Annotated in this window: 19 protein-coding genes and 1 tRNA gene; 3 read left to right on the top strand and 17 right to left on the bottom strand. The window is 61.1% G+C overall.

The window, feature by feature from the left end; all coding sequences use genetic code 11:
* Positions 1–208: 208 nt before the first annotated feature.
* On the bottom strand, positions 209–1,312 hold the full coding sequence (locus tag C483_RS02060) for a tyrosine-type recombinase/integrase (RefSeq protein WP_006651680.1): 1,104 nt from the start codon (positions 1,310–1,312) through the stop codon (positions 209–211).
* 174 nt (positions 1,313–1,486) lie between these two features.
* Here C483_RS02060 and C483_RS19780 point away from each other — a divergent pair, with 174 nt between their 5' ends.
* On the top strand, positions 1,487–2,647 hold the full coding sequence (locus C483_RS19780) for a hypothetical protein (protein WP_152419809.1): 1,161 nt from the start codon (positions 1,487–1,489) through the stop codon (positions 2,645–2,647).
* Here the strand turns inward: C483_RS19780 and C483_RS02055 are convergent.
* From C483_RS02055 to C483_RS02045, 3 genes are all read right to left on the bottom strand, one after another.
* On the bottom strand, positions 2,644–3,747 hold the full coding sequence (locus tag C483_RS02055; protein ID WP_006651679.1) for a tyrosine-type recombinase/integrase: 1,104 nt from the start codon (positions 3,745–3,747) through the stop codon (positions 2,644–2,646). The two genes, C483_RS19780 and C483_RS02055, sit on opposite strands and share 4 nt — an antisense overlap.
* Positions 3,748–3,911: 164 nt before the next feature.
* Positions 3,912–3,986: transfer RNA gene (locus C483_RS02050), tRNA-Glu, on the bottom strand.
* Positions 3,987–4,125: 139 nt separating this feature from the next.
* On the bottom strand, positions 4,126–5,610 hold the full coding sequence (locus C483_RS02045; protein WP_006651678.1) for a helix-turn-helix transcriptional regulator: 1,485 nt from the start codon (positions 5,608–5,610) through the stop codon (positions 4,126–4,128).
* Positions 5,611–5,800: 190 nt separating this feature from the next.
* Between C483_RS02045 and C483_RS02040 the strand changes: the two genes are divergently transcribed.
* Positions 5,801–6,379 carry an MBL fold metallo-hydrolase gene (locus C483_RS02040; RefSeq protein WP_006651677.1) on the top strand — a complete coding sequence of 193 codons (579 nt, stop codon included), beginning with the start codon at positions 5,801–5,803 and terminating at the stop codon, positions 6,377–6,379.
* 39 nt (positions 6,380–6,418) lie between these two features.
* Here C483_RS02040 and C483_RS02035 read toward each other — a convergent pair whose 3' ends face one another.
* The 12 genes from C483_RS02035 to rpl7ae all read right to left on the bottom strand — a co-directional run bounded on the left by C483_RS02035 (position 6,419) and on the right by rpl7ae (position 18,408).
* Positions 6,419–7,579, bottom strand: a complete 1,161-nt coding sequence (locus tag C483_RS02035) for an ABC transporter ATP-binding protein (RefSeq protein ID WP_006651676.1) — start codon at positions 7,577–7,579, stop codon at positions 6,419–6,421.
* The gene (locus tag C483_RS02030; RefSeq protein ID WP_049912387.1) at positions 7,576–9,462 is read right to left on the bottom strand and encodes an ABC transporter permease; all 1,887 of its coding nucleotides are present in this window, start codon (positions 9,460–9,462) and stop codon (positions 7,576–7,578) included. Before C483_RS02030 ends, C483_RS02035 begins: the two co-directional genes overlap by 4 nt.
* A gap of 163 nt (positions 9,463–9,625) precedes the next feature.
* Positions 9,626–10,780, bottom strand: coding sequence for a thiamine ABC transporter substrate-binding protein (locus C483_RS02025; RefSeq protein ID WP_006651674.1), 1,155 nt, complete (start codon positions 10,778–10,780; stop codon positions 9,626–9,628).
* A gap of 90 nt (positions 10,781–10,870) precedes the next feature.
* The gene (locus C483_RS02020; protein ID WP_006651673.1) at positions 10,871–11,716 is read right to left on the bottom strand and encodes a hypothetical protein; all 846 of its coding nucleotides are present in this window, start codon (positions 11,714–11,716) and stop codon (positions 10,871–10,873) included.
* Positions 11,717–11,989: a DUF5827 family protein gene (locus C483_RS02015; RefSeq protein WP_006651672.1), complete on the bottom strand. Its 273-nt coding sequence runs from the start codon at positions 11,987–11,989 to the stop codon at positions 11,717–11,719.
* Between the two features lie 71 nt (positions 11,990–12,060).
* Positions 12,061–15,111 (bottom strand): FAD-binding and (Fe-S)-binding domain-containing protein, encoded by a 3,051-nt coding sequence (locus C483_RS02010; RefSeq protein ID WP_006651671.1) that lies wholly within the window; start codon positions 15,109–15,111, stop codon positions 12,061–12,063.
* Between the two features lie 163 nt (positions 15,112–15,274).
* Complete coding sequence (sod, locus tag C483_RS02005) at positions 15,275–15,877, bottom strand: superoxide dismutase (RefSeq protein WP_006651670.1); 603 nt, start codon at positions 15,875–15,877, stop codon at positions 15,275–15,277.
* 342 nt (positions 15,878–16,219) lie between these two features.
* A complete protein-coding gene (locus tag C483_RS02000) occupies positions 16,220–16,672 on the bottom strand; it encodes a DUF7344 domain-containing protein (protein ID WP_006651669.1) in 453 nt (150 codons plus the stop codon).
* A 280-nt stretch (positions 16,673–16,952) separates the two neighbouring features.
* Entirely contained in the window at positions 16,953–17,417 is a 465-nt protein-coding gene (ndk, locus tag C483_RS01995; RefSeq protein WP_006651668.1) for a nucleoside-diphosphate kinase, read from the bottom strand.
* Positions 17,417–17,806 carry a 50S ribosomal protein L24e gene (locus tag C483_RS01990; RefSeq protein WP_006651667.1) on the bottom strand — a complete coding sequence of 130 codons (390 nt, stop codon included), beginning with the start codon at positions 17,804–17,806 and terminating at the stop codon, positions 17,417–17,419. Before C483_RS01990 ends, ndk begins: the two co-directional genes overlap by 1 nt.
* 3 nt (positions 17,807–17,809) lie before the next feature.
* On the bottom strand, positions 17,810–18,034 hold the full coding sequence (locus C483_RS01985) for a 30S ribosomal protein S28e (RefSeq protein ID WP_004214009.1): 225 nt from the start codon (positions 18,032–18,034) through the stop codon (positions 17,810–17,812).
* A gap of 11 nt (positions 18,035–18,045) precedes the next feature.
* Positions 18,046–18,408: a 50S ribosomal protein L7Ae gene (gene rpl7ae / locus C483_RS01980; RefSeq protein WP_004213999.1), complete on the bottom strand. Its 363-nt coding sequence runs from the start codon at positions 18,406–18,408 to the stop codon at positions 18,046–18,048.
* Positions 18,409–18,750: 342 nt separating this feature from the next.
* Between rpl7ae and tmcA the strand changes: the two genes are divergently transcribed.
* Positions 18,751–21,099: a tRNA(Met) cytidine acetyltransferase TmcA gene (gene tmcA, locus C483_RS01975; RefSeq protein ID WP_006651666.1), complete on the top strand. Its 2,349-nt coding sequence runs from the start codon at positions 18,751–18,753 to the stop codon at positions 21,097–21,099.
* An 8-nt stretch (positions 21,100–21,107) separates the two neighbouring features.
* Here the strand turns inward: tmcA and C483_RS01970 are convergent, their stop codons facing one another.
* Positions 21,108–21,881 carry an SDR family NAD(P)-dependent oxidoreductase gene (locus tag C483_RS01970; RefSeq protein ID WP_006651665.1) on the bottom strand — a complete coding sequence of 258 codons (774 nt, stop codon included), beginning with the start codon at positions 21,879–21,881 and terminating at the stop codon, positions 21,108–21,110.
* Positions 21,882–21,941 lie beyond the last annotated feature (60 nt).

Here is a 21,941-nt window from a genome sequence, read left to right as displayed (position 1 = left end):
CACCAGAGACACTCGAAATGTGGTTCTGTTCTGATTTTAACGACAAACCCATCAGGATGACACCGAAGATTTTCCACCGGGATCCGGTTAGGAGTCATATTTCACCTCCTATCAACGATTTCACCTCTGAATAACCGAGCCCAAAGTTCAACCAGTCGAACCGAACAATTATTGATAATATGGGAGATCTTCTGCTAGGGTTCCGGTTTTATATTTCCTCCAACGTGTTACTCCGTTCTTCGACGGAAGAGTGGTAGTACCGCTTCGTTGTCTGGAACGAATCATGTCGAAGTTGCTCTGAAGCCTGAGCCATATCCCCGACCTCAGTCATGTATGTTCCAGTTGAGTGGCGAATCGAGTACCAAGACAGATCACGATTACTCGTGTCGATATCGGTCTGTTCGAGCAGCGTATTGAGGAGATCACAAAGGGTTTTCGAGCAGTACGGATTCCCTTGGCGATTGAGCCAAATTTCGTCTCTTCCGTCGTACTTGGGCTTGCAGTCGCGCTGTTGCATCCACTCTCTATTGATCTGCGCCGTCTTGGAACTCAGGCTGACATGCCAGTTTTCCCGTCCTTTTGAAGAGTTCTCTTTTGGAATATGCAGTTCCTGAGTATCTAATCGGAGCCAATCTTCAGTGCTTTGGTTGACTTCAATTGGTCGTAGTGCGGCGTCAAGGGACGTAAAGACCAACGAAGGAATCTTGAGTGATTCGCGATGCTCGTTCCAGATCTCCCTGGTTATGTCTTTTTTTGGTACCCCAGTTTTCTGTGCCAAGTATCGCTTTGTTCTCGCTCGTTCTTCCGGACTCACCGAAGAGTAATGTGGAAGTTGGTCGTGGGATATACTTGCATCTCGAAGTTCTGACCGTTCGTCACGCTTGAAATAATCTCTCGTACGTGATGCTGTTTCCTCGAAGTCGTACTCCGGTTCCCATTTCCTTCCTCCGTTCTCTGCACGATACTCGAAATACTTCTTAAGCGTATTCTGGAATTTCCGCTTACTCGAGGGACTATAGGACTCCCCATTCGACTTTTTGAACTGATCTTCTGCGAGGGATGCCTCAACCTGATCAGCTATATCGGGTGTCAAGGGAACCTGTTTTTTCCCTATCACTGCCCAACCTGCTCGATATATCTGATCAATTCGAGAGAGATAGTTGTTAACAGTTGAGTCCGCAAGTCCACTCTGGTTAGGTGCCTTTCCACCCTGAATCATGAACGTCTCGAACCTTTTCAGATCCTCACGCAAGATTATCAGTTTTCGAGGACCAATCACTTCTCTTGTGAGTTCAGAGACGATTTCATCCATCCAAATCACCTCCGGGGACCCCTAGAAGAGGTCTGTTTGTGGATTGGGTTACGGGATTTTGTTTGGGATGTTGCACACCTGCAACTTGCTGGATAATCTGGGTATACCCCGGTCCGATTACCCTAGAGGCAAAGTATTATAATGAATGAGAAGTCCAGCAAATAAATACCAATCATGGTTGATGGAGACCGCTTCAATGTTCAAAGGAGTAGCTACGCGCTTTCAGAGGGACAACGAGAGAATCTGGCTTCAAAGTACCCAACTACGGATAACTCTAAAATAGCTACAAAACGGGATCTTCTTGCAGAGCGTATCCCCCGGCTATCTGAAGATATTATGTTGTTTGATCAGTCCAATCTTCTTGATGAAGATCAGTGGGAAGATGGATGGATTGAATTGGTTGAAGATCTTGAGACCGGATTTGATGCGCCTGATATTGAGAACCTTGAAGATCCGAGCTATCAACTCGGATTTCAAATAGCAGCATCCCTAGAGTGGCTTCAGTCAGATGTCTCTGGAACAGATGGTCGGCGAAGTCTCTTAGTAGGAATGTTAGATGCTTTGCTTGAGGGATATCAGGTGAATTCAAAGAACGGCCTGTCCGAGTTTAATAGGACAAAATCGACTCTGCACAAATTCATTCGGCAGCATGAAAGGCAGTTGAAAGTCGGTGCAACCGTAGTCGAATCAACATCCCAGATAACGAAAGACAAAAGAATTCCTGAATCTCTCCGAAAGAGAGGGATCAAAGAAACAGCTGGAGTCAGCCGTATGATCCTTGCTCGGAACGATCCTGATACACTGTGGGACAGTAGTACACTGGTCGATGATCTTCTGGAAAATACGTATTTGAAGGAATTCGATACTCTGTCAGATTGCGTCCAAAATGACATTGAAGAATTTAGGAACGCTGAATACGGCAAACGAGAGGTATCCGGGATACTTGAAAAGCTACTTCGTGAGGATGGTTCTCGCCGACACAGAGTAAGTTCAAGCAATGTATGGCAGGGACATAACTCACCTGGTAAGCGTACTATTGGGAGAGAGCTAAGGAAGGTCGCAAATACTTCGCAAGGTCAAGAACCTTGGCTGGAACGTCCATTGGTCAAACAAGATTCTACCGGACGAAGTCGAACCTACCGATTAACAGCTTATGGACAACTGATTCTCAAAGTCGACGAGAAACATATGGAGAGATACCGAGAATGGTTACATTGGTTAGCAGCAGAAGAGGACAGCGCCCCAAAGAGTGATATCCCACTCGAGTTCCAAAGTGAGATCGATGTTGAGGACGATCTCCAGATGGCTTTGAACGCTATCGAGGAGATTCTTTAACCCATCCGATCAAGGGCATCTCTTCGGTCCTCAGCGGGAACTTGGTCATACTTCATCGTCGTTTGGGGGCTCGAATGCCGGAGTTGTGCTTGAGCCGCAGCTAATCCCTCTTCTCGGGTCATATATGTTCCTACGGAATGTCTGATTGCGTACCAACTCAAGCGTCGGTCGTCGGTATCGATGCCAGCTTGCTCGCTCAACCGAAGAAGGAGATGCTTGAGCGCACGCGACCGATAAGTATTGTTTTGCCTCGTCAACCAGAGTGCGTCAGTATCGTCGTACATGGATATCGTTTCACGTTGTTCGAGCCAACGTTCTAACATCTCTGCTGTACGGGTGTGGATACTAACAATCCAGTTATCTCTGTTCTTCGAACTCTCTTCTTTCGGAATACGCAGAACCTCGTTATCAGTATCGATCCATCCCGTAGTAGCTCGAGCAACTTCGATCGGGCGGAGTCCAGCGTCCAGACTGACAAAGACCAGCGATGGGATTTTCCAGCCGTTGGCACGGTCCCAATCGTCGGGCGTTACTTCTGACTTCGGCTTTTCGAATCGCTGGGCGAGGTAGGCTTTCCAGCGATCCCGCTCCTCTGGCGTGACGCTCTGATATGACGGGATCGAGCCGTACTCGAGAGACACCTCTCGGATTTTACTTCGCTCCTGGCGCGTCAAGAAGTCACGGGGCTGCGAGGAGCCGTTAGAGTTGAAGCGAATGTCTGGCTCCCATTTGTCGAGACCGTGTTTATGATGACGCCATTTGAGCAGCATCTGAACGGCCTTCTGGCAGTTGTCTTTGTGAGCGGTACTTTTGTCTTGATAGGCTAGTTCTTCCATCCACCCATCAGCGTGTTCATGAGAGACGTCTGCGAGATAGCGCCCCTCCTGCTCCCAGACCCATCGATAGAACATGTCCATCCGATATGCTCTGGCCCGCACCGTCTCGAAAGCATACCCGTTGACTTTGTCCGGGTTCTTCCCGAATGTGAGCAACCATTTGAGACAGTCTTCACGCTGGGAACGATAGTCAGATAGCTGACGTTCATTGAGCAATTCCTCGCATGGTTCCGTGACGACCGAGATACCGTCAAGATCGGTCATGAATGCCCCCTGAATCTTACGTCGAACGTAATTGCCGGGGCAACAACATGAACCGCAAGACGGCGTCGGGGTGACACGGGTTCGATTACGTGTTTGCCCTGTAGCATCGTATTCACCTTAGGTTAGCCACAGGCCAAAACCGCAAGACGAGAAAGGGATTGGAGTGCTCCGACTGGGATTCGAACCCAGGTCATTGCCGTGAGAGGGCAATATGATTGGCCGGACTACACCATCGGAGCCCGTCGCGGTTCGTCGCGAACGTACTTTCACGTAGTGCGCTACGATGTTTAAGCATTCCGTTTCGACACCGGAGTGCACGTGAGTCACACGACAGTACGCGGCAAACACTGTTTGGCAGTCGGGGATCGTCGCGCGTCACTACTGCTCGTCGAACGGCGATTTCGTCGCCTCCGGTTCGAATCCTTCGAGGCTGATAATGTTCTCCCGGCCGACGCGGAGCTTACTGATTGTTCCCTCGTCTTCCATCTCCGAGAGCAGCATACTCACCTTGGATTTCGACCAGCCAGTTTCGTCGACGATGTTGACCTGTTTCATCCGGCCACCGTTTTCCCGGATGAGTTCGACGACTCGATCTTCGTCCGTCAACAGAGCACCCTCTGAGAGTGGCTCCGGTGTCGGTCCGGAACTGCCAGCGTTGGTGGGTTCACCGGCTTCTGTCGGTGTGCTGTTGTTCGTTCCGGGAGAGACACTATCGGCATTGGATTGAGGCCCGCTATCTGCATCTGCCTCGCTCTCTGTGCCTCCTCCGAATCCAGGGATGGCGAACGTACGGCTCGGTTCCTGGTTCGTGTCAGGATTGCCAGTGTCAGTATCAGCGCCCATACCGACACCAGCACTGGCACCGGTCCGACGCTGCGTACGGTACCACCGACCGGCGAGAGCGAGTCCAGCTACGGCCACAAGAACAACTGCGAGTGCGGCCAACCCTGTCCCGGTCGACTGCTCGCCAAAGAGAGACGGGACGCTAGTATCAAAAACCCCGCCAGAGTCGCCGTCTTCGTACTCAAAGACGACGCGTGGATGCCCTGCGAGGAACTCGCGTTCGCCCTCCCACTGGACGATATCGGCTTCAGACAGTGATGGCCCGACGTATTCGGGATCCGGTTCGGCGTGTTCGAAGACGAGGCCGTCGCCAGGCTGGATGTCAATCGACTGGTCGCTCGAGAGGTACACACTCTGGAAGACGTCCCCGATGACGAGCGTTCCGTTCTCCGAGACTGCAAACTCGTGCCACGTAAAGGACATTTCGACGACGCCCATCGGGTTGATTTGTCCCTCGACTGTCGCACGACGATCAAAGTCGCTCGCCTCCATCTCGCGATCGGTGATCTCAGAGCCGCTGTCCGTGAGTGAGTGTGCCTGCTCGACGAACCGCTGGTAGAACTCCGTCTCCTCGGCTTCGAACTCCTCGGCGAACGCCTCGAAGTTCTCCGGTGTGTTCGGGTCCGTCTCGTTCCCGGTCGCATCGAGTCGCTGTTCGTATCGGAACGTCCAGGTCGCACTTCCGTTCTCGTGGACCGTAATCTCGAACGTCCGCGAGTCGAACTCACGTGAGTCGGGAACGTACTCCTGCTGCGTAGCGTACCCCTGCTGCGTAGGTGACACTGACTGTTGAGTTGTCTGCTGAACCGGATACTGTGTGTCAGTATTCGAGACCGAGTACTCTGTCTGCGATTGTGGAGATAGCGACTGTGATGCCATCTCACCGGGCTGAATATCGGCCGTCGTTCCGGTATCGCCACTGACACCCGCAGACGCGCCCAAAACGACGGTCGCGCCGATCCCGAGTGCAACGAGGAAGACTCCGATGGCGACAAGTCCGACGGAAACCGGCCGATGCATTCGTTGCTCACTACGTGCCGGAGCTAAAAATGCTTGTGAATACGAGAACCGACGGTCGAGAAACCTGTTCGGTTTCGTGTAGGTTAGAGAGACTCGACTCACCACACTCGCGACTGAGCGAGATTCGCGATCAGAGCCGGCGACAGCGAGTGTCGATACGCACAAACCCCTCGCCTTCGTAGGGGTCGCTATGATCCACAATCTCGCACAGGGCGTGCAGGCGTTCACCAGCAACGTCTTTCTCGTCGAAGGCGACCGAACCGTACTAATCGACACCGGGGCGAACTTCGACGTTGTCGACGCGATTCAGTCTCGAGTCGATGGCCTGGATGCCGTCGTCCTCACACACACCCACCGCGACCACGTCGGGAACGTCGACGCCGTGGTCGACGCCTTCGACGTCGACGTCTGGGGCTACGACGAGACGATCGACGGCGTCGACCACGCCATCGAGGACGGCGAGACCCTCACGATCGGCGACAACGAGTACATCGCCCTCTACACCCCCGGCCACAAGGACGACCACCTGTGTTTCTACGCCGCCGACGCCGGCATCCTCTTCGCCGGCGACCTGGTCTTCCAGAACGGTAGCTTCGGCCGCACGGATCTGCCGGAGGGTGACCGCCAGACGTTGATCGAGAGCATCGACCGGGTACTCGAGTCCATCGACACAGCGCTGACCGAGATGCACACGGGACATGGCCCGAGTGTGACGAGTGAGCCGTACGATCACGTCGAGCTATCGGGACGAATGGCGCGACAAGCGTAAGTGTGAGCGACGGACGACGGGCCCAGAGCGTCGGGGTGCTTAGTCGTCGCTCGATGAGAGTACATGCGCCGCCCCGGGTTCGAACCCGACCGAACACGTCTCACCGCTGGGCGGCTCCGCGAGCCGGAGAACGATCGGAACGTCGTTCCAGTGGCCGTGAACGCGAACGCGCTCGCCGAGGAACTCGGTCGTCTCGATGTCGACGGTGAGCTGATTCTGCGTCGCCTCGCGACTGAGCGCACCTGGCCGCACACAGACAGCGATGTGCGTTACGTCCGTCGGAACGTTAGCGAGTGTGAACGTCGTCCGTGTTTGTTTCTGTGTCTCTACCTGTGCCTGTGTCTGTGTTTGTGTCTCTGACCCCATCCCCGTCTCGACTCCTGTCTCACCCACTGCGACAGTCGCACGCTCCCCATCGTGATCGACCACCCGGCCGTCGAAGACGTTGTTGTCACCGACGAACTCGGCGACGAAGCGTGAGGCCGGCTCGCGGTAGACATCCTTCGGCCGGCCGACCTGTTCGATTTCGCCGTCGTGCATCACCGCAAGGCGATCCGAAATCGCGAGCGCCTCCGCCTGATCGTGCGTGACGTAGACCGTAGTGATCTCGAGTTCGGACTGAATCCGAGAGAGTTGCCGGCGAAGTGACTCGCGCAGTCTGGCATCGAGCGCGCTCATCGGCTCGTCGAGCAAGAGCAACTCCGGTGCCGGTGCGAGCGCACGAGCGAGGGCAACCCGTTGTTGCTGGCCGCCAGAGAGCTGTGTCGGATCGCGCTCGCCCATCCCCTCGAGGTCGACTAACTCGAGTAGCTCGCGCACACGTTCATCGACGGTCAGTCCAGCGGGCGGCGCTCGAAACTTGAGCCCGTAGCCGACGTTCTCGGCGACCGAGAGGTGTGGGAAAAGGGCGTAGCTCTGGAAGACGACGCCGACATCCCGGTCTTCTGGCGGGACGCCGGTCATCGGGTCGCCGTCGAAGGTGACGGTGCCGGTCGTCGGCTCCTCGAAACCGGCGATGGTCCGTAGCGTGGTCGTCTTGCCACAGCCGGAAGGGCCGACGAGCGTGAAGAACTCGCCGTCGCGGACGGTGAGGTCGACGTTCTGTAGGGCGATCGCTTCAGCTCCACTTTCGTCGGCCGTGGTACTCGTCTCTGTGCCACCGTAGCGCTTCGAGACGCCTGCAAGTCGAAGTTCGGTCACAGTTCGTACCTCCCGCCGACGCGGTCGATGACGACGAAACTGGCCGCTGTGACGCACAAGAGGAGCGTCCCCATCGCGATTGCGGGGCCGGTTCGGCGACCGAGGTAGCGTTCGACGGCGACGGGCATCGTGTAGCTCTCGCTCCCGCTGGCCAAAATCACCGTCGAAGAGAACTCGCCGATCGAGATGGCAAAGGCGAAGGCTGCGCCGGCGACGATACCGCTCGCGACCAGCGGGAGTTCCACGTCGAGCAGCGCCCGGAATCGCGACGCGCCGAGCGCACGCGCGGATTCGACCATCGCCGGATCGAGATTCGAGAGCAGCGGCGAGACGTTCCGGGTGACGAACGGGTAGGCTGCGACCGCGTGCGCGACGACGATGGCGACCGCGCCGGTCACCTGGAACTGCCAGCCGCCGGGCAGCGAGATACCGAAGACGAGCCCCTGGAGCAGCCCGATGCCGAAGACGACCCCGCTGACCGCGAGCGGGAGCATTGCGAGGGTGTCGATTATCGTCCCGCTCCGACCCGCCCGAACCGTCAGCACCGAGATGACGACGCCCATCGGCACCGCGACCGCGAGCGTTGCGACACCGAACAGCAACGAGTTCCGGATCGCCGGCCACGGCTGGGTCTGGAAGCTCTCGCCCTCGAGTTGGCGCTCCAGCAGGAAGGCGTAGTTTCGCAGCGTAAAGCCGCTCCCGTCGGTCAGACTCCCGATGACGAGGCTCGCGAGTGGGCCGACGAAGAGGACGAGCGCGACGAGCCCGTAGCCGAGGATAGCGAGCCGTCGGGGAGAGAGGACCGTTCGGAGATCGGGAAATAGCGCCTCCTTCGGCGGCGGCGAGGCTGCCTGCGAGAGTCCCGACTGGGCGGACTCGTAACGGAGGTAGGCGTAGGTTAGTCCGAGCGAGAGAACGGTTTCGAGGACGGCCAGCGTCGCGGCCTCGGTGTAGTCCAGCCGCTGGATGCGGTCGTAGATCCAGACCTCGACAGTCGCAAGCTGCAGGCCGCCAAGCGCGAGCACGATGGGGAACGTCATGAACGTGAAGATAAACGTCAACAGCGCTCCGGTGAGCACGGCCGGCGCGAGCTGTGGCACGACGATGTCCCGGAAGGCGCGGCGCTCGCTCGCGCCGAGACTGCGAGCGGTTTCGACGGCCCGGACGTCGACTGACTCCCAGGCGGCGACGGTGATCCGGGCGACCAGCGGCGCGTTGTAGAAGGCGTGGGCCAGGATGACGATCGCGAGCGGATTCGACTCGACGAACGCGAACGGGCCGAGGCCAACCCCGCCCAGGACCGTGTTCAGCGTCCCGGAGCGGCCGAACATCGCGTAAAAGCCCACAGCAACCATGATCCCCGGCAGCACGAACGGCAGAATCGTCAGCGATCGCAGCGTCCGTCGCCCGTAGAACTCGTAGTTCGCGAGGATATACGCCGCCGGCAACCCGATCGCGACGCTCGCAACCGTCGACAGCGCGGCCTGGTATGCCGTAAAGCCGAACAGCCCCTGCCGAACGCCGGGGGTCTCGACACCAACCCAGGGGATCGGCAGCTCGAACTGGACGAACGGCACTGGGAGTCGGTACTCGAGTCCAACTGAAATCGAGATGGCTGCGAGCCAGCCGGCGAGTGCGTGGAGGTGTTCGCCGATCGCGAGCGGGTCAGCGAAGACGTCTGCCAGGATGCCGAAGTAGAAGGGATCTGTGAGGACGTCGACGAACGGCGCGAGTGTTGGGATGCCGTCCTCGACGACGGCGTTGACGAGGACGACGCCGGTCGGGAGGTAGAGCATGACCGCGAGGACGGCGGCGGTGGCGAGGGCGAGCAGTGCGAGCGCGTGGCTGTCGAGCCAGTGTCGAAGTTCTGTATTGAGCGATATGGAGTCGGGAGAAGGAAGCGTGCGCTCGTGGTTGTACTCGCTCTCGCTCTCGCACTCGCACTCGTTCTGACACTCGCCGTCGCTGGTGCTCGTCTGGCCCCGTTCGTTGCCAGCCTGTGACGCCGGCTGTGGCGGCGAATCGTCCCCCGACCGAGACACGGGCCTACTGGCTCGCGATTTCGCGCGCCCACTCGTCGACCCAGTTGTCGACGTTTCCGCGGAGGTCGTCGTAGCCGACCGTCACGGCCTCCGGCGGCACGTAGGCGTACTGGTCGAACTCCTCGTCGAGGTCGACGTGCTCGTCTTCGACGGCCGGGAACTGGACGTTCCGTTCTGCGATTTCGGCCTGTGCGTCGTTCGAGAGCGCGAAATCGAGGAAGGCGTACGCGAGGTCGAGCTGGTCCGCATCCTCGAAGATCGCCATCCCTTCGGGGTTTGCATAGCCCTGGTCGTTCAGGAAGCCGATCTGGTGACGGCTGAGGTCGTGGCCCTCCGCGGAGGCGAACACCTGGTCCGTCGAGTAGGAGACGATCATCGGACGCTCCTCGTTCATGTACGCGCCGTAGTAGGAGTCGTTCCAGCTATCGAGCACACGAACGCCGTTGTCCTGCAGGTCCCGCCAGTAGTCGAGGTAGCCGTCCTCGCCGAAGGCGTCGATGGTCCAGAGTAAGAACGCCTGGCCAGGGTCCGAGGTCTGTGCGTTCTGGGCGATCAGCGCATCCTCGTACGCCGGTTCGAGTAGGTCCTCGAACGTCTGTGGCTCGTCGACCTCGTTTTCGTCGTAGACGAGGCTGATGTAGCCCGTATCGTACGCGAGCACGCGGTCGTGCGGGTCGCCCATATCGAGGCCATCGCGGATGCGACCCGAGCGCTCGATTCGGCCGGTGTTGAGTTCGCGAAACAGGCCGCCATCCGACAGGTTGTCGTCGACAGTCACCAGATCGTCGATGTTCAGCCCGAGGTAGACATCGGGATCGATCGACTCGCCCTGGTCGGCGCTGTTGATGTAGTGGTTGATTCCCTGGTCCGGCAGACGGGTCCACTCGAGTTCCGCGTCGGGATACGCTTCCTCGAAGGCGTCTTTGAGCCACGGACCGGCCGGGTTATCGCCGTCGACCATCGACTCGTAGGTGACGACCTCGAGCGTGCCCTCGAGATCGGGGTTCTCGGGCTCTGGGTCGGGTGTCTCGTCACCGTTTGGGTCGCCGTTTGCATCGCCGTTCTCGTCCTCGTCGTCGGTATCCTCGCGAGAGAGACAGCCTGCAAAGCCAGCGATCGCTCCCCCACCGAGTGTGCCGACGAACGTTCGTCGTCTCATCACCCAGTGGTTACACTCCGTGGTTGTAAGTTGATCGTTCCGCAAGCAGCATGCTGGGCTATCACACGGTCAGACGCCGAACGAGTTCGCTCACTCAGCGCGCTTCGGGCCACCCTGGCGGGCCGCAGCCAGCAACGCGTTGTAGGCCGTGCTGTACGCGTCGGCGATCGCTGCGGGATCGTCACGATCCGCGCTCTCGAGTGGCGGCAACGACACCCGATCGAGTGGGTCGAGGTACTCGAGTACGTCCGGCACGCGTTTTTCGAGTGCGCCGTCTTTCGGGCTGGAACTCGCGATTTCGCAGGCCCGGCAGTAGCGGTCGCCGGGGTAGATTCGGACGCGGCCGGGTTCGACGGCGGCGACCGCCGTGACGGCCGCGGGGTCGAGCGACTGGAGTGGCTGGGCGATGTCGCTGTAGGATTCGACGACGGCGACATCCGTCGCCTCGATTTCCGCGGCGAGGTCAGCGAACGCCGGCACGTACCGCTGCTCGGCGACCGTATTGAACTCCTCGACGGTCTCGACGGGAATCGCGTCCTCGAGCGGGAGCGCCTCGGAGACGGCTGCGGGCACCTCGGCGGTCGCGTTTCGGACGTACGTCGCGTCCTCGCCGCGGCCGATACGGTCGACGACGAACTCGCGGTCGTGGCGGCCGAGCAGACCGGCCCCCGCGTCCGGTGTCGGTCGCCAGAGCCGATGGACGGGGTTGAGGGCTTCGGGAGCTCGATCCCTGTTCTCGGCAGTGGCGAGTCGGGCGGCGTCCTTGCCGTAGAGCCGCCCGTCTGTGAGCGCGCGCTGGCAGTCGTCGTGGTCGAACCAGAAGTCATTGCCTGCGCGGGGTTTGTAGCCGCGAGCGCCGGTGCGTTCGAGCAGGCCGACCGAGAACGTGGTCTTGCCGGCGTCGACTCGGTCAGTGCCAACGACGAGCAGAATCATCTACTCGTCCGTCTTCAGCCCGTAGTAGCCGGGTTCGTCGTCGCTTCGCGGTTCGGCGACCACGAGTTCGGCCGCGTTGGTCATAATCCATGGAATCGCCCAGTCGAGCAGGATAGCTTCGGTCTCCTGATCGATTTCGGCGTCGGCCTCGAGCCCCTGGAGCATGCGGGCGATTTCGTAGACGGTGTACATCTGGTCGTCCTCGAGCAGTTCCGCGGGCGTGTAGAAGTCACACGGCGGCAGGCTGTCGAACTCGGATTTGGGTACGGGCATTCGTTCGCTCACACGTACACCGGTCAGACGCCTAAAGCGTTCGTTCTCACGTCTGCGGTGAGCGGTCGAACTCAGCCTGCGAGTGCACGAGCGAGCAGTTCGACCGGATGGTCCGGCCGCTCTTCACCCTCGAAGTCGCCGATCTGCGTCCGACAGGAGGTTCCTGGGGCGACGACAGTTGTGCCCGAACTGTCGGCGAGTTGCGGTTGCAGAAGCGAGCCAATTGCCCGTGAGAGCTCGTAGTGTTCGGCCTCGTAACCGAAGCTGCCGGCCATGCCACAGCAGCCGGAGTCGACGGGATCGACCGCGTAACCGGCCCGCCGAAGGACGCCAACGGCGTGATGGTCCGCGCCACGGGCTTTCTGGTGGCAGTGCCCGTGATACGTCAGCCCCTCGCCCGCCGCACTCGAGTCGAACGCGATACTATCGTCGAGTCGATGCGTGTCGATGAACTCGCAGACGCCGTAGGCGTTCGCCGCGAGGCGGTCGACGTGCTCGCTGTACTCGTCGCCGAGCAGCGATCGGTACTCGTCGACCACCATCGACGCGTCGGACGGTTCGAGAAAGAGCACCGACCAGCCCCGATCAAGGAACGACTCGAGTTCCCCGAGCAGCGTCTCGGCCCGTCCGCTGGCATCGTCGAGCACCCCCTGTGAGTAGGCGGCCCTGCCCGTCGGGCCGAGATCCGGAATCCGGACGTGAACGTTCGCAGCCTCCAGTAGCTCGACGGCGGCCCTTCCGGGTTCGGGGTTCGAGTAGTTCGTATACGTGTCTGGATAGAGAACGACGCCGGCTACGGCGTCCGCGGGATCGACCTGCGGCCCGCGGGCTGTGAACCAGTCGACAAGCGACTCGCGACGGAACGAGGGAAGCGTTCGCTCGGATGCGATGCCGAGGGTCTTCTCGAGTACCCGTCGCGCACCGGGCACTGCTGTAGCGCGGTTCGCGAGCGGCGCGGCCGTGCTCCCGAGCGCGGCGAACCGGTCGATGTTCGCGAACAGACGTTCGCGTACGCCGACGCCCTCGCGCTCGTGGTACTGGTGTTTCACCTCGGCTTTGAGCTTTGCCAGGTCGACGCCGGTCGGGCAGTCGCTCTGGCAGCCCTTGCAGCCGATGCAGAGATCCAGCACCTCGGACTGGAACCGGTCATCGTAGAGCGCATCGGGGTCGAGTTCGCCGCTAATCGCCGCCCGGAGCAAGTTGGCCCGGCCGCGTGTCGTCGCGATCTCCTCGCCGGTCGCCCGATACGTCGGACACATCACGTCGCCGTCGGTCTGGCGGCAGGTCCCACAGCCGTTACAGAGTTCGACGAGATGGGAGAAGCCGCCCTCCGACTCGAACTCGAGTGCTGTCCGTGGCTCGAGTGTCGCATAGTCGGGGCCGTAGCGAAGATTGTCGCGGATGTCCGTCGGTTCTGACTCGCGGGAGACGACCTTCCCCGGATTCATGCGCCAGTCGGGATCGAACGCGGACTTGACCTTCTTGAACGCGTCCCAGAGATCGGGGCCGTACAGTTTGGGGTTGAACTCGGTCCGGGCGAGCCCGTCGCCGTGCTCTCCGGAGAACGAGCCGCCGTGTTCGAGCGCGAGCGAGGTCACGTCCTCGGCGATCGAGCGCATGATCTCGACACCGCCCCCGTCTTTGAGGTTCAGGACAGGCCGAATGTGCAGCGTCCCCGCACCCGCGTGGGCGAAGTACGACGCTTTCGTGTCGTGGGCCTCGAGAATCTCCTGAAAGCCAGCGACGTACTCCGCGAGTTCCGCGGGTGGGACCGAGGCGTCCTCGACGAACGGGTAGGGTTTGGGGTCGCCTTCCATGCTCATCAGCAGCGGAATCGCAGCCTTGCGGAGCTTCCAGAGCCGATCCTGCTCGTCGGCGGCGAACGCCTCGAGCGACTCGACCGCAGCCCCCGATTCGACGAGTTCCGAACGTGCGCGCTCGGCCGCGGCCGACAAGTCGTCGACCACCTCCGAGTCGAACTCCAACAGGAGTGCCGCCGCAGTCCCGTCCGGAATCGGCTCGGCGAACTCGGCGTACTCCGTCGAGTCGGCGGCCAGTCGAAACACGTCCTCGTCCATGAGTTCGACCGCGCTGGCATCGTACTCGAGTGCCCGGGGCACAGCAGCGAGCGACTCGAGGAGGTCGTCGTAGCAACAGACGAGGAGCGCGGTTTCCTCCGGCCGGGTGACGAGCGAGAGATCAGCTTCGACGACGACACCGAGGGTGCCCTCCGCGCCGACGATGAGCTTCGAGAGGTTGATCACTCGTTCCCCCTGCTCGGTGGTCCTAATCACTTTCTGGAGGTTGTAGCCGCTGACGCTGCGTTTGAGGTCAGGGTAGCGTGCTTCGATTTCGTCGGCATTGTCCTCGACGACGGCTCGAACGGTTTGATAAATTGCAGCTTCGCGGTCATTTTTCGAGACGATCTGGTCCCACTCCGGGCTGTCCAACACGACATCTCGCGTCCGAATCTGTGAGCCATCCGCGAGGACGACCTCACATTCCTCGACGTAGGCGTCGGTGATCCCGTAGCGGACCGAGTGTGCACCCGTCGAGTTGTTCCCGATACCGCCGCCGATCGTCGCTCGGTTCGAGGAGGCCGGATCGGGCGCGAATTTGAGTCCGTGCGGTTCGAGCGCAGTGTCGAGGTCATCCTGTACGACACCTGGTTGGACAGTAGCGCGCTGGCGCACCGGGTCGATCTCCCGAATCTCGTCCATGTGCCGCGAGAGATCGAGCACGATACAGCCGGGACCGACCGCCTGTCCGGCGAGCGACGAGCCCGCGCCCCGTGGGAGCACCGGCACGTCGTGTTTGGCTGCGACGCGAACCGCCGCCTGTACGTCAGCCGCGTCTCGCGGCACGACGACGCCCGCCGGCTGTGCCTGATAGATGCTCCCGTCGGTGGCGTACAGTACTCGCGTGTAGTCGTCGAAACGCACCTCGCCACGGCAGGCGGACTCGAGTGCACTCTCGAGCGATTTCGTCTGTGAGGTGCCCGTATCCGCGGCTGGCTCGGTGGACGTGGTGGGTACAGAGCCGGCATCGGATCCGACCGTAGACGTGGCGCTGGGTTCGGATTCGGACTCAGATGGAAACTCGGGTTCCTCCTCGGCGGCCATATACGGACCGCGTCATCGGCCGGGCTGATAAACAGTGGTGCTTGTTCACAAGTTACTTGATTCGACGAGCAGCGTCGATGGCAGTCGCTCACCGATCAGTGGAATAAAAATACAAGATGAGACCGCACAGCCCGCTGGCTTCAGCTACTCGTCTCGGTGCTGCTTACTCGAAGTGGTCGAGGCACTTCTGATACTCGTCCTCGACCGAGTCCCAGTTGATCACGTCGAAGAAGCCGTCGATGAAGCTGCCGCGGTCTGGACCGTAGTCGTAGTAGTAGGAGTGCTCCCAGACGTCGAGTGCGAGGATTGGGTGGGAGCCCCAGAGTGCGCCCTGGTCGTGCTTGTCGACCGCGACGTTGCGAAGCTGCTTCGCAACTGGGTCGTATACCAGCAGCGCCCAACCGCCGGCGGCGCCGGCAGCGGACTCGAATTCGCCCTTCCAGCCCTCGTAGGAGCCGAAGTCCTCCTCGATACGGTCTGCGATATCGCCCTCTGGCTCGCCGCCACCGTTTGGCGACATGTTCTCCCAGAACAGTGTGTGGAGGTAGTGTCCACTGCCGTTATGGGTGACGTTCGAGAGCGCACCCGGCGTCGAGTCAAACTCACCGTTCTCACGGTTCTCGGCGAGGGTTTCCTCAGCCGAGTTCAGCCCGTTGACGTAGCCCTGATGGTGCGTGTCGTGGTGCCAGGTGACAACCTGTTCGGAGATCGACGGTTCCAGTGCGTCGTAATCGTATGGAAGTGGTGGAAGTTCGTGGTCAGTCATGGGTAAACACCTAGTGAGTGGTTAGGTTTCTCTCCTGTTAAGTGTTCAGGAGTGAAATGATACCATACCACACTATCACGTTCGGGAACCGGTTGTCCCCGACTCCACCTGAGTGGTCATCAGGCGACGTGTTAAACCTTTCAGCGGTGGCTCGTCACACGGTGTCACAAATTGACCGGGTGGACGCACCCAACCTATCGCTCACCACACAGTCGTCGGACTCCCCAGAACCCACGAACCGGCGTCGGAACCCCCTATTCGCTCGACTCCCACCATCCTCACCATCCTCACTAACCTCACCATCCTCACTATCCGCACCGTTCTCTCGTCCTCACCGGCCAGTTAGTGATCGGTTCGTGCGCGTCGTTCCTTGTGGTGGGCGTGTTCGAGCCACTCCTCGAGTGACGGCTGGGACCAGTACCGAACCATCTGGCTGCGGCGGTCGTGTTCGATCACACCCACCTCTTCTAGTTTCGGTAGGTGAACGTGTTGGAGCTCGGTCTCGACGACCTGGTGTTGGTCTTCGCCAGCGACCTGGCTGTCGGCGCGACTCGAGTGCTGACGGTGTATCGCCGTCGACGGCGACTCTGTGCTTGATGCTGACTCGGCGTACCGCCGTTCGAACGAGACGATCGAGTCGGTCAACTCCTCGACCGTCGCAACACCATCTGATTGCTCGTAGAGCGTGTATAGCGCGTATCGCCGTCGTTGGTTCGACAGGAGTTCGAAAATGAGATCGAGTGATGGCGTCGCCTCGACCGCATGTTGTGTTGACTCCCGTCCTGTTTTACACATCCACAGACCCCCTACCATATATTACCATTCGAAACCACCACGGCTCTCTACAGCAGCCGTCACATTAGATGTTACGTCTACCTGTCTCACTGTCTGGCATAAATTTCTGTCTGGCGGTAATGAAACGAGAGCGATTGTATAACAGAATCGGTCGTGGCAAGATGTACGGCACAACGTTGGAGCGGACCACAGCGAACCAGCGTGTAGCGCAACAGCTCACAGTCAGTGAAACAGGAGAACAGTCAATGACTGTTATGTCTGCAGTGAGAGCTGTCGAGCGTTACTCGTAGAGCCACTCGCCGTCGTGTTGCTCGTAGTCGGTCAGCTCGTCTTCGTCGAAGTGGATTGCGATTTCGCGCTCGTTTGCGCCCTCGTCCTCGTGGTCTGCCGCGTGAACGACGTTCCGACCGAGGTCGAGTGCGTAGTCGCCGCGAATCGTGCCCGGTTCGGCCTCGAGTGGGTCCGTCTCGCCGATCATCTGGCGGACCTGACGCGTTGCGTCCTGTCCTTCCCAGACCATCGGGACGACGGGGCCGGAGGTGATGAAGTCAACGAGGTCGTCGTAGAACGGCTTGTCCTCGTGTTCACCGTAGTGTTCCTCGGCACGCTCGCGAGGCATCGTTTCGACCTTGATGCCGACGAGTTTGAGTCCGCGCTCTTCGAGTCGGGAAATGACCTCGCCCACGAGTCCACGCGCGAAGGCGTCGGGCTTGACCATCACGAAGGTGCGTTCGTGCTCGCTCATTAGGCCTCACTCTCCTCGTCGGCTGCCTCGGCGTCGGCGTCTGCATCTGCGTCGGCCTCAGCGTCAGCATCCGATTCCGATTCGGTCTCGTCGACCGTCTCGTCCCCGGCAGGAATGTCGTCCTCGTCGTCAGCGACGTCTTCCTCGGTTTCGAGGTCCTCGTCCTGATCGGCTTCCTCGTCGGCGGGCGTGCCGGTCTGGGCAGGACCCTTGCCGGCACGTCCTTCCTCGGTCCACTCGAGATCGCGCGGTTCGCGACCGAGCTTGTAGTTCTTCTCCGCTTTCGAGTCGACGAAGTGAAGCACGGTACCGTCGTTGCGGACGTACATGATGCCCGTGCCGGGTTCGATCTCTTCGCCCGTGTAGTCGCAGGTGCGTTTCTCGACCATTGGTTACTGTCCTCCGATGGAGTCCGCCTCGCGGGCGGTCTCACGAAGCTGGAGTACGTCCCCTTCGCGGACCGGTCCGAGGCAGTTACGGGTGATGATTCGTCCCTGATTCTCGCCCTCCTGAATTCGGCATTTGACCTGCATGGCTTCACCGTGCATGCCGGTTTTGCCGACGATCTCGATGACCTCGGCGGGCGTGGAGCCGCTTTCTTCCTCTTCAGCACTCATCTCTGATCACCTCAGTCGAGGTCCTCGACCTTGCCGGCGATGTCTTCGACGTCGCCTTCGGCCTCTCCGGTGTCGACGATGGCTGCGGCGGCCGAGCCGACCTCGAGGCCCGCAGCGTGGCCGACGTCGTCCTGGGTCTCGATAAAGACGACAGGAATACCCTTCTCGTCGGCGAGTTCTGGGAGGTGCATGACGATCTCCTCGGGGGAGACGTCTTCAGCGACGAAAACGAGCTCGGCGTTGCCGCGCTCGATCGCCTTCGTGGTTTCGTTCGTTCCTTTCTTTACTCGTCCGGTGTCTCGTGCGACCTCGAGCGCCTCAAGGGCGTCATCTGCGAGGTCTGCTGGGATGTCGGTTGTGACGTAGACTGACATTGGTTGTTCACCTCTCCTACACGTGGGCTCGCGCTCCCCTGCCCTCGAGGGTCCGGCCTGCGTTCCGTTCCCAGAATCGAATTAGGTGTGAATTCGGCATCGACTCCGGCTCCGGAAACCGAACCCCAGGCCGGGCTGTGCCCGGCGGCGGTCCTGTAAGGCTAGGAGCATCATCAACCCCGCGTAGGGTGTACTACGTCAGTAGCGTTGCCCCCCTTAAAAGCGTGTTCAAAACGCTGGACGAGTGTGACCTGGACGCACAGTCCTCAATGGCTAGCAGTTGATCGGTGACACCGGACCGGTGATCACACAGTATTACGGCCTCGCGTCCGAACACCGACTATGAACGTTGGCACCCTCGCGACCGACCTCTACCGCGAGGCCCAGGACACCACCGAACGGCGCGCCCTCGTCCTCAGCGGCGACCGCGAACGCGGCTACGTCTGTATCGAGTCCATCCTCTCGACGCTCCCGGTCGCCATCACTGACACGACGCTCGTCGGCCCCGACGACCGCCTTCGCTGCGAGCAGATTACACAACCGCATACGACGGAACTGCTCGGCACAACTCGCCAGCTACTCGTCCTCGACGCACACGCAGACCTCCAGCCGAACGCGCTCGGTCGCACCGTCGGCACCATCGACGGCGGCGGCCTCCTGCTCGTGCTCGCACCCGAACTCGAGTACTGGCCCGACCAGACCACGACGTTCGACGAGTCGCTCGCGGTGCCGCCGTTCACGACGGCCGACGTGACGGGCCGCTTCCGGTCCCGAGTAATCGAGACGCTTCGCGAGCACCGTGGGATTGGGATCGTCGAGTTCGACGGAACGAATTCGACTGGCGTTCCGGACGATCCGACCGAACTCGCTGCGCACGAGGTTACCGACACAGGGCTCACGCATCCGGCACCGGTCTGGCAGCCAGCCGACGACGGGGGAAACGGTAGCGGTAACGATAGCGGTGACAGAAGCGCCACCCCGTCGGACACGACGTTTCCCCACGCCGCCTACGACGCCTGTCTCACCGGGCATCAGCGTGACGCACTCGCTACGTTCGAAGCGCTCTCCGATTCCGAGCAGGCCGTCGTCCTCGAAGCTGACCGCGGCCGCGGGAAGTCGAGCGCTGCAGGACTGGCGGCAGGAAGCTTCGCACTCGACGGCGACTCCGTTCTCATCACTGCACCGGCGTTCCGGAACACGACGGAACTGTTCGCCCGTGCCGGCGAACTCGTCGGCGACTGCGATCCTGATGCGGACGTTCGGACAGACGAGCAGGGAATCCCCCGCGAAATTACGACGAGCGCGGGCGGTCACATCTGGTTTCGTGACCCAGCCGAGGCAGTGGCTGAGCTGAACGCCGCCGATGTCGTGATCGTCGACGAAGCCGCCGCGCTCCCCGTGTCCCGACTCGAGTCGTTTCTCGCTGCCGACCGCGTCGCCTTCGCGACGACGATCCACGGCTACGAGGGCGCGGGCCGGGGCTTCTCGGTACGCTTTCGGGATCGACTCGAGGAGAGCGCACACGAGGTTGACGACCACACGCTCGTCGAGCCGATCCGGTACGCGGCGGGCGACCCGCTCGAGGTCTGGGCCTTTCGCGCGCTCTTGCTCGACGCACGACCGCCAGTCTCGCCGCTCGTCGCCGACGCCACACCCGAGCGCGTCGACTACCGGGTACTCGAGTCCGACGACCTGCTCGCGGACGACCACCTCCTTCGTGAGGCCTTCGGCCTGCTCGTGCTCGCTCACTACCGCACCGAGCCGAACGACCTCGCCCGGTTGCTCGACGCGCCGAATCTCGAGGCACGCGCGCTGGTCCAGAACGGGCACGTCGTCAGCGTCGCCCTGCTCGCTCGTGAGGGGAACCTGGACGCCGACACACGGGCGATGATGTACGAGGGCGGCCGCGTCCGCGGGAACATGCTCCCTGACGTGCTTACGAGCCAGCTCCGCGATGAATCCGCGAGCAAGCCGGCCGGGATCCGCATCGTTCGCATCGCGACCCACCACGAGGTTCGGTCGCGAGGGCTTGGCTCGCGGCTACTCGAGTCCATCCGCGACGAGTTCGCCCCGACGGTGGACTGGCTCGGCACCGGCTTCGGCGCGACGCCGGGGCTACTCGAGTTCTGGCGCGAGAACGGCTTCCGGGCGGTACACGTTTCGACGACGCGCAACGACGCGAGCGGGGAGTACTCGGCGCTCATGCTGGCCCCGACGAGCGAGGCTGGACGAGGGTTACACGACCGTCACGCGGCGTGGTTCGCCCGCCGCTTCGCGGCGCTGTGTTCGGACTCGCTCGCGGATCTGGACCCCGACGTCGTCCGGGCGGTGTTGCGGGCCACTGCGAGCGAGGCCGCACCGCCGCTGGCGCTCGGCGATCACGACTGGCGGGTCGTCGCCGGCGCGGCCTACGGCCCCGGCCTGTTCGACGTGGATCCCGGCCCGTTTCGCGAGCTGGTGATCCGGTACTTCGTCGAGGACCCAGCCGAGGTCGACCTCTCCGCACGCAGGGAACGGCTACTCGTCTTGCGTGCGTTGCAAGGTCGGGAGTGGTCCGCTGTGGCGGATCGACTCGAGTACCCCTCGGCCGGACAGTGTATGCGCGCGCTCGGAGAGGTGTTCCAGCCGCTGGTCGACGAGTACGGTGACGAGGTAGCAATAGCGGTACGAGATCGGTTTGCCGGCAAGTAACGAACCAGTCAGGCGAACAGCCGGCGAACCGCTGACTCGGGAAGCGCCTTCAGCACCCACGCGACCAGCCGCCAGCGCCGGGTGACGTAGGCGTGGTCGCGCTCCTCGCGGATCACGTCGGCGATCTGGCTCGCAGCGGTTTCCGGTGAGCACTCCCAGAACGACCCGTACGAGAGGTCGGTGTCGACGAATCCCGGTTCGATGGTCGTGATCGTCACGTTCGCGTCGTTGCCGGCCTGCCGACTCCGTAGCCCCTCGAGATAGCGCGAGACGTACGCCTTCGAGGCGTTGTACGCCTGCGTGCCGCCGTTGCCGAAGTGGGCTGCGACCGATGAGAGCCCGACGAGGTGTCCGTGTGGACCCGAACTGTCGTCCGCCCGTGACTCGAAATACTCCATCGCCGCCGTCGCAATCGCCGTAAAGCCACGCACGTTGACGTCGACCGTCTGGCGCTCGGACTCCCACTCGAGTGCGTAGTTCGCGTCACCGACACCGGCGCTGATGACGACGAGGTCGACGGACGGCATTGCGTCGGCGAGTTCGAAGAAGTGCTCGCGAGCGGTTTCGGTGTCGGTGACGTCCATGGTGGCGACGTAGGCTTTCGTCGGGAGCTCGCCGCCGACGGCTTTCAGTTGCGCCGTTCGACGGGCTGTCAGGCCGACCTCGTAGCCGTCTGCGGCGAGTTCGCGCGCGAGTGCCGCGCCGATGCCCGACGACGCGCCGACGATGATGGCGCCTCGCGGCTGTGCTGAGTGGTCCGTGGCTGCTGGCGCTGTTGTCATGTCACCTGCTGGTCACCCAGTGTACGTAACTGTACTGGAGGAAAACGGGTGGTGGCACCC

This window comes from Natrialba hulunbeirensis JCM 10989, from assembly GCF_000337575.1.
Taxonomy (GTDB): domain Archaea; phylum Halobacteriota; class Halobacteria; order Halobacteriales; family Natrialbaceae; genus Natrialba; species Natrialba hulunbeirensis.
The sequence above is the reverse complement of the archived record's forward strand: the minus strand, read 5'-3'. Positions and strand labels throughout refer to the sequence as shown.